The following is a 14,979-nucleotide window of genomic DNA, read 5'->3' on the forward strand; positions in this document are numbered from 1 at the left end:
TAACGCCTTAATCAGGATTTTTGCTAAAAATTTAAAGACGCATCATACTAGTCAATATCAGCATCGCTGATGACTATTCGCTATTAATGAGGTAATTAAAAAAAATAACGCTCGATAATCCGTTGCCTAGAAAAGGGGCGCAGGGAATGAATGAGACAACGGCAGAAAAATTAAAGCCTTCACACAAAGAGTCGGAGCTTTTGCTTGGGCTCAATGAATATACCAGTCAGGCGCAAGAGCTAGCCGAGCCAATTCTTTAAACAGAAGGAGTGTCGAATGAACCGTCAGACCCCAAATAGTGAACAAAAAACGAAAGACGATAAGCCGGGACATGTCAACAAGTACAGCCTTGACGAGTTATTATCAAAAAGCCCGGCTGGCAGTTTCAAACTCAACTCTAAAGATAAGCAGTGGTTAAGTGGCCCGATTGTTGATGACAATAACGTAAGCTGAGATAAATAGTTCTGCTGATAATGAGTAGAAGTGGTATCGAGTGTGTTTGCTGTTTAGTCGCAGCACTGAGTAAAACGACTTAACCGACTGCATCAAGAACGCGTGTCTTAATCCTTGCTTTTCCGACTTCCCGGAAAAACGAAAAGTGTTAGTGCAACCGCGACTACCAAGACAAATGGTGCGGCACCGACAAAAATCGCTTCGAGCGTATTCATTTTTGCTTCCTCAAGCACAACAACCGATTTAAGTAGTTTAGCGCAAGATTTCCGAATGTGTAAAAGCTTTTTGCCTTGGTCATGAACACTCCTTATCGGCATATTAGCCTCGTTTTAGATGTGTCCGTAAAATCTGGGTAGAACCCGAGCAGACCGATTAGTTAATTATGCGGTAAGACACTGATTTGGTATTCAGTAAACATCATTGGATAACACGACATTTATGCGATAGTATTAGAAGGTATTACCTTTTAATACTTAGGTAGGTTAAAAATGGCAACATCCGTAAAACTGAATGATGATATGAAAAAACGCGTACAGCATTTGGCAGATGTTCGTCATCGTTCAGCACATTGGATCATGCGTCAGGCGATCCAGGATTATGTTGAACGAGAAGAAAAACGAGAAGCTTTTAAGCAAGACGCACTTCGTGCCTGGGAAGATTATCAGCGTAATGGCTTGCATTTGACGCAAACGGAAACCGATGAATGGTTGTCCATACTTGAATCGGGTGACGATGCCGAACTGCCAACGTGTCACACGTGATCTGGTCTCCGGCCGCCTTAGCAGACGTTCAACGTCTACATGATTTTTTGCGAGATAACGATCCGATAGTGGCTCGCGAGGCCGTCAAAAGCATTCGTAAGAACGCCCATATTTTGGCTTACCAACCTGAGATTGGCCGTCCGCTGGATGATATGCCTATTGAATTTAGAGAGTGGCTCATTGATTTTGGCCAGAGCGGTTATGTCGCACTGTACCGTTACGATGGTATTAAAACGATTATTCTTGCAGTTCGACATCAGAAAGAAGTTGGTTATTCGTAAGTCTCCAGCGGTTTTTGATTCCGGCTCATTTGTCGGTTCACACCAAGCGAAAGCCTGAAAGTTTGGGTTGTTGACACCATTGCTCAGAGAACTTAAATGAAGCCGCTAATTGAAAAGTAAAATCCCTATCGTTCAATTTTAATGCGTAATGCTGGCCGCATTCTGAACAAACTCCTGTGGATTTTTCAAACTGACGGTATATTTAGCAGTTCCATTAACCTGTTTGAGTATCCAGGTAACGACGGATTTCATACAAACCAAGCAAATTTCCCGAAAGCATGATCGCTTTCGGAGAGTTTTCTCTAAAAGCCCGGTTTGGCTTGTTCAACCATTCCAGTCTATGTTCGTCTTGATGCAATAAAATACGTAATGCTTTGTGAATGCCGAGGATAAGCGATACACGAGTACGCCGATCAGTGGTCAGTTTATTACGCATACTGCCATTTTTCATCCGACGAAACGTTGCGACTGGAATGTCGCCCAAGATCAGCGCTTTCTCTGCGTCGGTAAAGCCCCATAACTTCAATATACGGACAGCAATATTAAAAGCCACCTGATCGTCTTCAACTTTTTTTCCCTCATGAGCCGCCCGAAACAGAGTCGGGTCAAACGTTAGTGCTTGAGCATTTGTAGATAACTCTGTCATAAATTGCGCCTGTGTATCCGGAGCTTTTGGATAATTAATATCGGTAAATAACTTCTGCTCACACATAGCTAAGCGTATCAGCATTCGCTCTCTAGCCCTAATGCGAGCATATATGAACGTACGAGAAACGAAAACCCGCTAGCATTGTTTTCCCCTTCAGTGGGAGCATTCACAGTTAACCTTCTCCCCGCGCTGAAGCGCGGGGATTCCACAGAGGTATTATAGTCCTTAGACCCGGGCAGCTAATTCACTACCTTTTCTCCTACAAGACGATCCAGCCTGACCACGTGGATGTTCCTGGCCGCGTTCGTATCCCAACACTCATGCGTGAAACCACACGCATCGCAGGTGCATCCGCTTACTCCAATCCCGTCCATATCTTCGGACTGCTGTTATAGATAGTTCTAGAGCTCGAACCGATTTTTTTGGGGAGGGAATTTTTCGTGCTCAGCTTTAGCATCAACGACAACATTGAAGTACCTGTGATCCCTTGCATCTCCATTGAACGCGGCACTTCAGAATGTATACTGTGATAAATCGTAACTGTCCCAGACGTTGAAATACAGACCATTGTGGAACACAAAGTCCATTCTTCCATTTTACCTGCCTGATATTAATCAGTACCCAGCCGAGCGAGCGTCGCACGTCACCTGAAAATTTAACCGAGCCAACACCAAAATCTCCCATAGCTGGGCCACTTTGACCACGAAGCCGACTTAAGTGGCCCAGTTTTGGGATAAATTACACTGACCAAAGCCGCTCCAAGACCCAACCTCCCATAGCTGGGCCACTTTGACAACGAAACCGGCTTAAGTGGCCCTGCTTTGGGATAAATTACACCGACCAAAGCCGATCCAATGCCAAAACCTCCCATAGCTGGGCCACTTTGACAACGAAACCGGCTTAAGTGGCCCAGTTTTGGGATAAATTAGACCTATCAAATCCGATCAAATGCCAAAACCTCCCATAGCTGGGCCGCTTTGACCACGAAGCCGACTTAAGTGGCCCAGTTTTGGGATAAATTAGACCTATCAAAGCCGATCCAATGCCCAAAACCCCATAACTTCGACAAAATGAGAAAAGAACTGGCGTAGTCTGTGATACTTGGAAAGTCCAAATCACTAACTTATCGAGTATCGGTAAGGTAGTCCATAACCCCCCTCTTTCTCAACGCTAGTAGCAACCGTTCAAGAATGTAAAAACCGTTGCATTTCTCGCTCAAAGTTACCAGAAGCCATATAGGATAGTAGTTGCCGAAGCTCGCTTTGTATGCGTGAGCTCCAGTGTTCCAAACGGTGTCTTGAATGTTCCACTTCTGCCCGTCATCATTAACGTGGCATAATCAAACATCTGCTGACTAATCACACCGTATTTGCTGAGAACAGGCTCTAAACTTAAGTAATTAATACTCGACAGCTATTTGTAAATTTATGCCATCCTCTCTATCGTGACCGCATAGTCCTCAACAACTTTTAGTTGCTGTTCTGCCAGGCTTTTAAAGTGGCGACTAATAACACGGCTTCCCATCACACGGGACCAAAAGTCATGTGCCGCTGCATAGGCGGTTTCCCAACAAATCTGTGGGACATTCGGGTGAAAACGTATGTTAAACGGCTCCGATGGTAAATCACCTGCACTGGTCGGAGCGTAATGCATTGGCAGCATGTCATAAACCGGAGCTAACTCATAAGGTCGCCCACCCAAATTAAGTGCGGAAACGTTACCTAAATGCATGTCGGAATTTGCGATAAGTTGCCCAAAAGCCCAGGCAACCTTGCATCGCGTCACCGCTTCTTCGGTGATAACACCTTGCTGATTCAAAGCGTCTGCAATTTCAGGCCAATGCCCATTAGCCTGCCCCACAAACTCTAAATCCAAACTCGCAAAGGATATCACGCCAACTCGCCCCCCTTGTGGAGTTCGGTCAAACCGCTGAGAAGCAAGCAACGTTCTTCCATCAATATTGAAAGTGCGATTATGAGCAGCAACATCGGAAATTACGGCATTAAGCGCTGCAGCTGATAGTGCTTCTGAGTTAAGTAAATCAGCCCACCGATTCGCGACTGAATCAACCTCAGTTTGCATCACCCTTCCAGAGAATTTAACGATACATTCTCCCTCATCAAGGGTTGCAATGAATTTAGGCTGTTCACCTTTAGCCGATGAATCAAAATGCTCACCGCGGGCTATGGCATCAGCCTTGATGCCTGCTTGCTCATCGTTAATCGCAGTTTCCTGTGGAGTCTCTAACCATCGGGAGTATGCCACATCGCCCACTAAGAGATTACCAACATGGTCTTGCGGAAACTTCGCCAGAACCGCAAGTGTCGTATCTTCCGACCATTTATTAGGATCAGAATCCAGCCGCTCGCCTTGACTCCTAAGCTGTTTAGCAAAGGAGCGTCCCAGAAATCCTTGCGGTCTCATATCGGACAACCACCATGGCAAAGACTCATAGAACTTCCACTCTGACAAAACCTTGCTGTTATCGTTATCCGAACGAAAATATTCCACCAAATAACTATCATCCGGATATACGATATGTAGCAGCGCTATTTTCTCCGCCTTTCCATTATCATTAACACGATAAATTGGCAGTACAGATTGTCCCGGAAGCATAGGCAAGGTGCGTCGCAGTAGCCAGCGAGTAGCACGGCCTTCGCCTGCTTTTATCACCACTTGTGAACCCAACCGACTCAGCCGCCGCGTAACCGTTGTTGCATCAACCCGCAAACCACGAGCAAGCTCAGCCGCCGACATCGGTCCAGACTTCAATGATAAAATTATGTTATCGGCAACCTCAGTCATGGATTAAATAGCTCTCGTTATTACTAAAAAACAGTAAAAAAATCGAATTCCGCATAGATAATGCAGGCATAAAAATAACTATAAGACACTGTTATTCACTAATTATTTAATAAAAACTACAAGTTTTCGCAGGCTTTTATGCATTGATTTATAATGTTCGTTTAATTGTTATAGCAGATGCCAGTAGATTTGTCAGTAGGCATTTGGATTGTCTTCTTTGAAATTAGCTAAGTTAAATTGAATCACCTCTCTCTTCGAGCCATCACAAGCGAATACAACTATCTTTTTATGATTATAAATTAATCGAAAAAAACATTTCTTAGTAGTTTATTCACGATGCTTTTCCTTAAAAAACAACAGCTTGACGAAGAAAAGCAATATCGATAGACTCAATCGTGAGCTCAAAAGCTGATTAAATTTTCAGCAAAATAGAGCTCAACCCCAGTTACAAAAATGAAAAAAGGACTCACAAAATGTTCATTGCAGTGCATAAAACATGGCAAATTAACGATGCGTTCACGACTGCGTTCGATGATAAAGATCTCATGCGCTTTAACTTTGTCGAACTCACCGTTAACGCAGAAAGGTTTATTGTTGAACTAACCTTTCAGGAAAAAGATACGGATTCTGATGACGAGTACACAGTTACAAATGTAAGCGTCGCATAAACCACACAACCGGCCAAGATAATTGTCGCTGAGATGATTTCGGTGCCACCCGATCACGCGTTTCGGTTTAATCCGGTCACCGATTTCGGTCTATCCGAACAGCCTGTGGTGGGTCAGTTTTATTGACCGTTTTTGTCGGCGTTGATGTTCCAGGCCAGCAGCGAGTCGAGGTCATCATCGTTATTGAGCAACGCCAGTTGCTCGAACAACATCATGAGATAGTCGACCGGCATCAGGCCGTTGGCCTTGGCGGTTTCGACCATGCTGTACAAGATGGCGCTGGCCTGAGCGCCGCCGCGTGAGTTTGAGAACAGCCAGGCTTTACGGCCGATAACGAAAGGTTTTATTGCGCGCTCGGCACGGTTGTTATCGATATTAACGTGGCCGTCATGCAGGTAAACCTGCAGCTTGTCCCATTGTTTGAGCGTGTAATGGATGGCTTTGCCCAGCAGTGACTGCGGGTTGACCTGCAGCGCCGACTTATCCAGCCAGGTTTTTAGCTTGTCCATAACAGGCTGTGCTAAGGCGTCACGTTTTTCCTGCTTTTGCGCCGGGCCGTCGTCTTTGATTTTCTGCTCAATGCCGTACAGCTTCTGGATAAAGCTCAGCGCCTGGTCGGCTTTACCGCTTTTGCCTTTGCCCTGTACGGTTTTGGCCTCAATGAACTTACGACGGGCATGCGCCCAGCAGCCGGCCAGCTGTGAACGGGTTTGCTCATAGCCCTGATAGCCATCCACCTGCAGTGGACCGCAATAGTCGGCTAAAAACGCAGCGGGATGGGCGCCACCGCGCCCGTCCTGATAATCATAAAGCACGATGTTCGGTGATTTATCCGGCCTCGGTTTATCGGTGCCACAGCCGTAAACCCACATGTAGCATTTGGATTTATCCACATCGAGCACGTTTAAGGTCGTCTCGTCAGCCCAGAGTGCGGGTTGTTTCAACAGGATGTCGCGCATGCGCTGATAAAGCGGCCGCAGTTTCTCGCTGATGGTCAACATCCAGCGACTCATGGTTTGACGGCTCAGCTCAATACCGTATTGTTTAAACATCGCTTCCTGACGATACAGCGGTAACCCGAACTGGAACTTGGCGCTGATGATTTGTGCCAGCAAGCTCGGCGTTGCGATGCTCTTGGGCAGTATGCTCGGTTTAACCGGTGCGATTTTGACAGCGGTTTGGGTGCCGTGCTTTTCGCACGCGCGGCAGCTGTATTTCGGACGTACATGACGCAGCACTTTAATGCTTGCCGGAATAAACTCCAGCTCTTCGCTGGTTTCCTCGCCCATGCGGTGCAAGTCATGACTACAGCAGTCGCAGACTTTGTCTTCGTCTGCGATATCGTGCAGCACCTCTTCGCGCGGCAATGATTCATCAATGCGCGGACGGCGAGGTTTCTGACGAGTGTAAGTAATGGTCTGGCTTTGGTCTTCGGCGACTTCGTCAGTCGTCGCTTCAAGAGCGTCTTCCAGCTCATTAAACAACTCGCCCTGACCGGGCAGTCCTTCGCTGCTGGCACCGAAGCGTTTTTGCAACGACAGTTGCCATTGCTCCATCATATAACGGATTTTCTGTTGCCAACGTTGCTCTTCCAGAGCCATTTCTGTCTGGAGTTTTTCGCGTTCCGATTGCAACTCGAGAACCATTTTTTGCAGGCTCTCAACATCATCCGGGAGTTGTTTAATATCGCTCGTTTTCATGGGGGTTATTATACCCCAAAAGCGCTGGTGAAGCCTCTGTTTTAGCGGATTTACTTAGACCAATTCGTGATCGCAAAACGGTTTTTATGCAGGATCCTTATAAGCCGTTTTCGATCAGGTTGTGGCACTAAAATGCAATGGCTGATGGCCTTTCATCAGCGTGATATCCAGGCCCTCGAGCAGCCACTGCCATTGCTGTGCGCTTAAATTAAGGACATCGCTTTTTACCTTGCGCGGCCATTTAAACTTATTCTTTTCCAGGCGTTTATACCAAAGACAAAAACCGGTTTTGTCCCAGTAAAGCGCCCGGACTTTATCGCGCTGACGGTTGCAGAACACAAAAACAGCGCCGCTGAACGGCGAGCGGTCCATCTCGGCTTCGACAATGGCGCTGAGGCCATTGATGCTCTTGCGAAAGTCGACCGGCTGCTTATACAAATAAATCGCCGGCGGCTCGACGAACATCTTCATACGCTGAGGGCTTTGACCAGCTCGGCCACCCAGCGGGGCGATACCGACATCGGTAATACTAACTGCGCATCGCCGACGCGAACCTGCATGGCCGCCGCGGATGCCGGCGACGACTCAGTCGCCACCCTTGCAAAACCGGTACTCTCGGTTTCTTGCTGCAACTGACGGCGGCGCTGACTAAAGTAGTCCGGATTAATACCCCGAGCTTCACAAAACGCCTTGCGGCTTAGACCGCTTTTCTCAAACTCATTAATTAGCGCCTGCCACTGCGCTTTAGAGCGGTATGCTCGACTCATAAATCACCTCGTTGATTAGAACGTGGCGATAAATTAGGCTATCTGCAACGTGGTGGCTAGGCGTGGTTTATGTGACGTTTACTTACAAATCAGTACTTAGCTGCTACCTGGCGGGAAGCCGTTGAACTTACTAAAGTGGAAGGTGTTTTAAAAAATAGGATATCGATCATCATTCCGCGTTTCGCAAATCGTAAAGAATGTGATAAATACGCGATTCAGGATATTGACGAGATTTTTCGTGTAGAAAACACCGAAGAAAACGGTGACTTCGGTATTCTATTTCGACTTGCTGACCAGAGCGAATATTTTACTCATATTTCCTCAGACGATAAAAAATATACAATTAAAGACTGCGTGTATAGCAATAAAGAGTCGTAACTGACGCTAAAACACCAAGTTCAGTACGGATCTTCGAAACGTCAAAAGCCAGGTGTCAGCTTAGTTTGTTGTTAATGACCATTGACAAGTTTGTAATCCCCTCAAAAAACGCATCATTTATAATGCTGACATTACTAAGTGGTGAGTTATACTGCCTATAACTGTATTAACTTACCACTTAAGTATGAAGCAAGCACCAAGAGAGACGGTGACTTCGGTATTCTATTTCGAACAACCGAAAAAACTGAATTCCTGAACTTGAAATTTACCCCAAAAATTGTGATCACTTTGGTGTGATGGGAATAACTCTCCCAAACTTACCCCACTAATTGTGCAGAAAAAGCCTTTTTTAACGATTTTTCACTGAGCTGATCACAAAATTTGGGGTAAAACAAAGCTTTCAAGCTTAGAGTCGTACAATTATTCATCACCCATCTCAATTTGTGGGGAATCGGGGAGCTTCTTTATGGGGCATTTATTAGTTTTGCACAATTTCTGGGGTAAACGCCATTCTCTCATCCGCTGATCATTTATTCAGCGGCATTTATGTGATCCGCATGTTGGTACATAGCGGTTATCATCATTACCTGCGGGCTTTTTGTCATCTTTTATCCCAAAAATTGTGATCACTTTGGTGAGATAGAGCTAACTTTCCCAAAGTTACCCCAAGAATTGTGCAGAAAAAGCCTTTTTTAACGTTTTTTCAATGAGCTGTTCACAAAATTTGGGGTAAAACAGAGCTTTCACGCTTAGAGTCGTACAATTATTCATCACCAATCACAATTTGTGGGGAATTGGGGGGCTTCTTTATAGGGCATTTATTAGTTTTGCACAATTTCTGGGGTAAACGCCATTCTCTCTCAGCCACTGATCGCTTATTCAGCGGCATTTATGTACCCGCATGTTGACGCATAGCAGTGATCGCGAGTACCTGCAGGCTTTTTGTCATCATTTACCCCAAAAATTGAGCAAAAAAGCATTAAAGTTTGTTTTAGTAACCCAGCCAACCCGATGCTACAGCTTGCTACGGCAAAGGAGCGAACCTGCTCTTTAAGGTCAATTAGCTCCTTGATGCGTCCAGATAACGACGGATCTCATACAGACCAACGAGCGAGCCTGAGAGCATGACATCTTTCGGTGAGTTCTCCCCAAAAGCTCGGTTGCAATTTTTGATCCATTCCTGTTTATACGCGTCCTGCAAGAATAAAATTCGCAACGCCTCATGAATACCGAGGATCAATGAAACACGCGTGCGACGGTCTGTTGTCAGCTTGGATCGCATCCTGCCACTTTTCATCCGACGAAAGGTTGCGATGGGAATATCCCCCAACACAACGGCTTTCTCTGCGTCCGAAAATTCCCAAAAGTCCAGTATACGAACGGCAATGTTGAAAGCCACTTGGTCTTTTTCCACGGTTTTCCCTTCGTGGTTTTCCCGAAACTGCGCAGGATCAAACGTTAATGCTTGTGCGTGCATGACTCAACGCCTCTATCAAATGACAGTTAGAGTTTAACGCTATCAAATGATACTGCAAGTGCTCGTTATTTATTTTTCGATTTCGATACCGCCATGGTTAGCACTCTTTTTTGTGTAGTCCAATGTAGTTGATTGCTAAAGGATAAACCGGAGCCGCGCATGGTTGTGTCCTTAAAATCTGGATAAAGCCCTACGCCTGCCTTTAGGTCTACAAATTATTACTTAAAAAGTAACTTTATGTAGACCTATGACTAAGTCTGATAAGCTATTAAACGCATTGGCGAAAGCGGTTAGTGTCGGCGGTGGCGTTCACAGTGCAAATGAGCTTGCTTTTATGTTGGGCGTGCCTTGTGACCCTGCTTTTAGAAAGTTCCTCGCTGATAGCGTAAAGAAGGGCTTGCTAAGACGCGTCGTAAAAGGCTTTTATGAAAATACGATCACACCGCCAGAGCCAGAAACAGCCATTTGGTGTTCGGGCGATATCGCGCAAATAACTGCGAACGGTGTTTCGTGCTATGCCGAGTTGGCGGCTGATAGCCCGGATACTGTGACCCTGTTGGTGTAACACATGAATATCCGCTAGTGACTCCTGATTTAACATTGCATCTCAACCGCCGTTCTTTTTTCAGACCAGGCGGTCATTGTGCCTCAGGTGGGTCAATTTTAAATTGCCGTTAGTGGGTCAGTTTTACATTGCCGGTGACAATCATTCCCGTAGCGTTTGATTTTAGATGAGGCAACCGAGCTTGCTAGGTTTGACTTTTAGTGAGTCAATGCGTCTGAACTATTAATTTAACGAGTTAAAAAGTCCGCACGCATAGTAAATAAATGTTATTTTTATTTATCGCACCTATTAACAGGTGCTATTATTGAAACCTGTTTTTGGCTAGGTGATCGCTATGCAAGTGAAATTCTCCGAGGATGTCATTCCTATATCAGACCTGAAGATTAATCCAGGAAAGGTAGTTGGTCGAGCAAAGGATACGCATCGTCCAATCCTGCTTACTAGTCGTGGCCGCGGCATGGCTGTTGTCCAGGGGCTTGAAGATTACGAGAAAACCGCAGAAGAATTGCGATTTGTAAAGGCGGTGGCCCTGGGGCTTATGGATGTTCGTGAGGGCAATACTGTATCGCTGGAGGACGCCAAGGCAACGCTGGGCATCAAGTAGATGGAGTTAGGCATCGCGCAGTCAGCCCTAGAGGACTTGCAGACTATTCAGGAGTTTTACAGAGAGCAGGATGTGCCGCATATCGGTGATGAATTCGTCGCTGCTATCCTAGAGCATTGTGGAATGCTTCAAATCCACCCTGATGCTGGCCGAGTTGTTCCTGAATTCAATCTGGAGAATATTCGTGAGTTGATCCACGCGCCTTTTCTTCTTGTCTACCTTAGGCAAGCAACAGAAGTTGTGCTCATTCGAGTCTGGCGTAGTGAGAGACAACTTGAATTAACGGAGACTGAAACTTGACCTCCTCACCGTCGTGAACGACGGTTATCCCCAAGAGCTATTACAGTTCATGGCGATTTACAGCCTAAAATCTTCATGCAGTTTCGACCAATGATGTCTCAGTACTTGCTTGTGCTCTCGATGCATCGGCAACTCAGTTAATAATTTAGGCCAAACAGTCCGGGCTTTCTCTAAAGTATCCGTGAGGTGTACTTTGACAGCTTGCCACGGAAAGCCAACACGATTAGCCCAAATTTCGAACGATGCCATGCTCACGTCATACCAATTTTTGTTTTTGGCCATATTTAACGCGAATTCCTTCTCGCCTTTGACGTAAGGTATTGTTGAAACTATATCATAGGCAGGAGATAACATGGGCCGCTGAGGGTTGGAATATATCACCGACCAGTTCTTAAGGTGTGCATCACCATTGGCAAGTAATATATTCACAAGTATGCGCCTAGCCAGTTGCTGGACGTCTTTTAAGGCTTGATGGCTGTAGGAATAGAGCGCATCCGCAATCTGTTCATAGTTGTACTTTTCATATTTTGCATAGGAGTATACTTGGAATATTTGAGCGAAATCTTCAGTGTGCACTCGTTTCCCATTGTCCCTATCAAATCGCTTGATTGCGTATGCGTATTGTTCGTTCGGCAATTGAATATTCGGTAGATTATCCAGATTAGATAATTCAACCAATTTTATCTCTGGAATATCAACGCCTGCAGCCTCTGCAAGACGCATAGCCGAGAACTCATTAAAAGGCACAAACTGATGCACAGTGGATGGTGTTTTAATGATCCAGCTGTCATCATTGGCATCAGTGCCGATATTGAATCTGCCATCTTTGTTGCGAACTGAAGAGAATTTCATTTGTACGCCGGCAAGGGAAAACTTGTTTTGTTGGGTGGCGACATCAATTTGTATAGCTTCAACTTGTTCACGATGATCAAGCGCCCAAACTGGGAGCTGACCTGCAATTATCGGAGATGCAATAAGACTTCCCGGCAAACTCCGGCCCATATGCGCCATTAGCGGGAATTCATTGTCCTCATGCACTTTAAGCGACTGTGCCATCCAGTGTCTTAATGCCCCTTCGGGCAGAAGATTGGATAATACCGGCGGCAAACGTTGCGAACTGATAACTGGTTTACCAAGAGCCTGTTCATTCACCAATTGGGACATCGTAAATGTGTTGCGTTTCTTTGCAGGCAACGCCACATAATCAGGCGAAAAGACTAAAATGTTCTTACCGCCCGAATAATGAGATATGACACCAATTTCTTGGTTATTAATACTGAGACTGAGGCCTTCGACGTGCTCTATGCGTTTCGTCTTCATCTTACCTAGTCCTCGAGATGCTTGTGTCTGCTAGCCCAAATACTCTCTGTCTCTGAGTTTGCTGGAGTTGTACTTTTACCATCAACATCTGACGGATCTACAACCGCGAGTTCCAAATCTAAGCCAGCAAGAATGCGCAATAGCGTTGAGACTTTTAAATCCTGCCCAGACTCCACCCGTTGATACTGTTGCTGCGACATTCCTATAAGCATGCGCATGTCTTTTTGTGACAACTTTCTTTTCTTGCGCTCTCTAACTAATCGTTCGCTCAGTTCATTTAATGTCTTCATAACACAATCCAAAAATTGTTTTCATTATTTAATACAACTTATACGCTGTATAGAAACAAAAAACAATCATTTTGTTGTTATTTAGATTTAACACAACTCTGGTGATGTATTTAGCAGCAATTACGGTGGCCGGTCCGGCCAAGATAATTGTCGCTAAGATGATTTCGGTTTAATCCGATCACCGCTTTCGGTCTACCCGAACAATTCTTGGCGGGTCAATTTTGTCACTGTGACTACTCACCGCACTGCCGCGACCCATGTATTAATACGAAAGGACCGATTTGTAGATAAGCGGAACGATGCTCTCTTTGGATTTCCCAGACTTTACTAGACACTTTTAACTCTTTAAAAACCCGGTAGCCTTATACGCTCGCTTTGCGGCGTTAGTCGTCCTCGTTGTCCGGTTCGTCTCCGTATAAGGCCTCGAGCTTTTTTGACAGCACCAACAGGGCGCTCGTTTCAGCTAACGCTTTAGTCTTTGCGACGAACCTCGGCCTTAAGCTTTTTAATTTCTTTGGTCGTTTTTTTGCGCTCCTGCTTGACCTGCCGCTCACTGTCAGCAGTGCGACCAAAGCCCTGCAGGCAATCCGTACGCCACTGTTTGACCTGCTCGGTAAATAAGCCTTTTTCACGACAATACGCCGACAGCTCAGCTTCAGATAAGCCGGCGGTTTCGATAACGATGGCCAACTTGTCTTCAGCGGACCATTGGTCAGCCTGTTTTTGATGTCCGGGCCGACGCCGAAATCAATGTGCGGATGATACCGAAATGCTTGTCCGGCTTAGGCCGAAATCACTGCCCGGATGACCCCGAAATGCGCACTTTACTACCCCTTGTAATAATCACTAGTGAGTTCATCAGTCTATATTTGAAATTGCTTGAGAGAAAATTGCTTCAAGCAGAGACAGATCACAATTAACGCCCGCAACATTTGCATCTATCCAGTGGTCCTGCGATATATTAGGCCAAGACAGGTCGTAGCCCAATACGAATAGCATTTCCTCAAAAAAGAGCCGCTGGACTCGACCATTTCCTTCTCTAAAAGGATGAAGCAAATTAATCTCACAGAATAAGTCAGCAACACCAATTATTAACTCTTTTTCTGTTTGCAAGTGTTCGAGTGAAGGAACTTTTTCAAGTAGTTTGTTCGACTCTGGTTCAATACGTGGCCATGTGCAGAATCGCGTCGTACCTTTTGAAATATCAACATCTCTCAATTCGCCCGCCCATTCGTAAACGTCTTGAAATAGGTGATGGTGTAGCTGCTTAAGGTGAGGTAACGTGAAATCGGAGAGTGTTAGGTGTGGCGCAATATAATCCTTGGCGCGAGCGGCACTGAATGAGGCTTCAGCTTCTTCTAGCTCGCTTGGCTCTCGAATATCAAGAAGGTTCTTGAGAACATCTGAGTTGGGGTAACAATATCTGTCTTGAGCTACCCCGTACTTATCTCGCATACTTTTGCTTTAATTCAGCAACAGTCAGATGCCTATTCGCTTCTTTAAGTTTCAACCCTTCGTAGCTTAGGCTTGTCTCGAAGTTTTTCATATTCGGCGTGAACCGAGCCTTACGAGTTTTGCTCGTCTTTAAAATAGCATTTGTCATGGATTGTACCCTCCTAACACTATAAATCTTACCATACCAGACAAAAAATAGCCATGTGGACTCGCGTGAACGATCGCTTATTGCCTACGAGCTCCATGGGCATTGAGATGTATAATCTGGTTATAACGCTTTATAATGATGACACTCTTTCACGAGGTGGCTCGGACGGAGATCAACGTCCGACTCTACGCACATTTACTCTTGAAAACCCTTGTTTTCAAGAGTTAAAACCAAACCAGCCTAAAAAGCCACAAGATAGATTCGCCCCCCTGCTTCTCGATGAGCGTGAGCCGTTATTTTTGAGCTTGCGTTACAAAAGACATTATGATTAATTGCGTATCCAAAGTTCAATAAAAAG

General features: G+C 45.4%; 16 protein-coding genes and 2 pseudogenes. 7 read left to right on the plus strand and 11 right to left on the minus strand.

The window, feature by feature from the left end:
- Positions 1-276: 276 nt before the first annotated feature.
- The 3 genes from RJ32_RS14855 (at position 277) to RJ32_RS01135 (ending at position 1,495) form a co-directional block, all read left to right on the plus strand.
- Positions 277-453: a hypothetical protein gene (locus tag RJ32_RS14855; protein ID WP_158511968.1), complete on the plus strand. Its 177-nt coding sequence runs from the start codon at positions 277-279 to the stop codon at positions 451-453.
- A 488-nt stretch (positions 454-941) separates the two neighbouring features.
- Positions 942-1,214 carry a CopG family ribbon-helix-helix protein gene (locus tag RJ32_RS01130; RefSeq protein ID WP_034818393.1) on the plus strand — a complete coding sequence of 91 codons (273 nt, stop codon included), beginning with the start codon at positions 942-944 and terminating at the stop codon, positions 1,212-1,214.
- Positions 1,211-1,495: a type II toxin-antitoxin system RelE/ParE family toxin gene (locus RJ32_RS01135; RefSeq protein WP_235598890.1), complete on the plus strand. Its 285-nt coding sequence runs from the start codon at positions 1,211-1,213 to the stop codon at positions 1,493-1,495. The genes RJ32_RS01130 and RJ32_RS01135 overlap by 4 nt, the downstream gene beginning before the upstream one ends.
- A 214-nt stretch (positions 1,496-1,709) precedes the next feature.
- Here the strand turns inward: RJ32_RS01135 and RJ32_RS01140 are convergent, their stop codons facing one another.
- Complete coding sequence (locus RJ32_RS01140; protein ID WP_082815422.1) at positions 1,710-2,225, minus strand: MbcA/ParS/Xre antitoxin family protein; 516 nt, start codon at positions 2,223-2,225, stop codon at positions 1,710-1,712.
- Positions 2,226-3,569: 1,344 nt separating this feature from the next.
- Positions 3,570-4,949 carry a type II toxin-antitoxin system HipA family toxin YjjJ gene (gene yjjJ, locus RJ32_RS01145; RefSeq protein WP_034818395.1) on the minus strand — a complete coding sequence of 460 codons (1,380 nt, stop codon included), beginning with the start codon at positions 4,947-4,949 and terminating at the stop codon, positions 3,570-3,572.
- Positions 4,950-5,422: 473 nt separating this feature from the next.
- Between yjjJ and RJ32_RS01150 the strand changes: the two genes are divergently transcribed.
- Positions 5,423-5,617 carry a hypothetical protein gene (locus RJ32_RS01150; protein WP_034818396.1) on the plus strand — a complete coding sequence of 65 codons (195 nt, stop codon included), beginning with the start codon at positions 5,423-5,425 and terminating at the stop codon, positions 5,615-5,617.
- A 119-nt stretch (positions 5,618-5,736) separates the two neighbouring features.
- Here RJ32_RS01150 and RJ32_RS01155 read toward each other — a convergent pair whose 3' ends face one another.
- From RJ32_RS01155 to RJ32_RS14675, 5 genes and pseudogenes are all read right to left on the minus strand, one after another.
- Positions 5,737-7,317 (minus strand): IS66 family transposase, encoded by a 1,581-nt coding sequence (locus tag RJ32_RS01155; RefSeq protein ID WP_034818398.1) that lies wholly within the window; start codon positions 7,315-7,317, stop codon positions 5,737-5,739.
- Positions 7,318-7,431: 114 nt separating this feature from the next.
- Complete coding sequence (gene tnpB, locus RJ32_RS01160) at positions 7,432-7,788, minus strand: IS66 family insertion sequence element accessory protein TnpB (RefSeq protein ID WP_034818399.1); 357 nt, start codon at positions 7,786-7,788, stop codon at positions 7,432-7,434.
- On the minus strand, positions 7,785-8,084 hold the full coding sequence (locus RJ32_RS01165; protein ID WP_034818400.1) for a hypothetical protein: 300 nt from the start codon (positions 8,082-8,084) through the stop codon (positions 7,785-7,787). Before RJ32_RS01165 ends, tnpB begins: the two co-directional genes overlap by 4 nt.
- Positions 8,085-9,522: 1,438 nt before the next feature.
- Positions 9,523-9,939 (minus strand): antitoxin Xre/MbcA/ParS toxin-binding domain-containing protein, encoded by a 417-nt coding sequence (locus RJ32_RS01175; protein ID WP_051018703.1) that lies wholly within the window; start codon positions 9,937-9,939, stop codon positions 9,523-9,525.
- Positions 9,940-10,423: 484 nt separating this feature from the next.
- Positions 10,424-10,540: pseudogene (locus tag RJ32_RS14675) on the minus strand (helix-turn-helix domain-containing protein); the annotation flags it as partial.
- Between the two features lie 298 nt (positions 10,541-10,838).
- Between RJ32_RS14675 and RJ32_RS01185 the strand changes: the two are divergent.
- The gene (locus RJ32_RS01185) at positions 10,839-11,108 is read left to right on the plus strand and encodes a type II toxin-antitoxin system Phd/YefM family antitoxin (RefSeq protein WP_034818402.1); all 270 of its coding nucleotides are present in this window, start codon (positions 10,839-10,841) and stop codon (positions 11,106-11,108) included.
- Positions 11,109-11,408, plus strand: coding sequence for a type II toxin-antitoxin system RelE/ParE family toxin (locus tag RJ32_RS01190; protein ID WP_034818403.1), 300 nt, complete (start codon positions 11,109-11,111; stop codon positions 11,406-11,408).
- A 57-nt stretch (positions 11,409-11,465) separates the two neighbouring features.
- Here RJ32_RS01190 and RJ32_RS01195 read toward each other — a convergent pair whose 3' ends face one another.
- From RJ32_RS01195 to RJ32_RS01210, 4 genes and pseudogenes are all read right to left on the minus strand, one after another.
- Positions 11,466-12,728 (minus strand): type II toxin-antitoxin system HipA family toxin, encoded by a 1,263-nt coding sequence (locus tag RJ32_RS01195; RefSeq protein ID WP_034818405.1) that lies wholly within the window; start codon positions 12,726-12,728, stop codon positions 11,466-11,468.
- 5 nt (positions 12,729-12,733) lie between these two features.
- On the minus strand, positions 12,734-13,018 hold the full coding sequence (locus tag RJ32_RS01200; protein WP_051018704.1) for a helix-turn-helix domain-containing protein: 285 nt from the start codon (positions 13,016-13,018) through the stop codon (positions 12,734-12,736).
- Between the two features lie 471 nt (positions 13,019-13,489).
- Positions 13,490-13,720, minus strand: a pseudogene (locus RJ32_RS01205) (IS3 family transposase); the annotation flags it as partial.
- Positions 13,721-13,876: 156 nt separating this feature from the next.
- Positions 13,877-14,473, minus strand: a complete 597-nt coding sequence (locus RJ32_RS01210) for a putative adenosine monophosphate-protein transferase Fic (RefSeq protein ID WP_034818406.1) — start codon at positions 14,471-14,473, stop codon at positions 13,877-13,879.
- Positions 14,474-14,686: 213 nt separating this feature from the next.
- Here RJ32_RS01210 and RJ32_RS14680 point away from each other — a divergent pair, with 213 nt between their 5' ends.
- Positions 14,687-14,953: a hypothetical protein gene (locus RJ32_RS14680; RefSeq protein ID WP_145914801.1), complete on the plus strand. Its 267-nt coding sequence runs from the start codon at positions 14,687-14,689 to the stop codon at positions 14,951-14,953.
- The last annotated feature ends 26 nt before the right edge of the window (positions 14,954-14,979 follow it).

It is taken from the genome of Idiomarina sp. 28-8 (assembly GCF_000320945.2).
GTDB lineage: Bacteria > Pseudomonadota > Gammaproteobacteria > Enterobacterales > Alteromonadaceae > Idiomarina > Idiomarina loihiensis.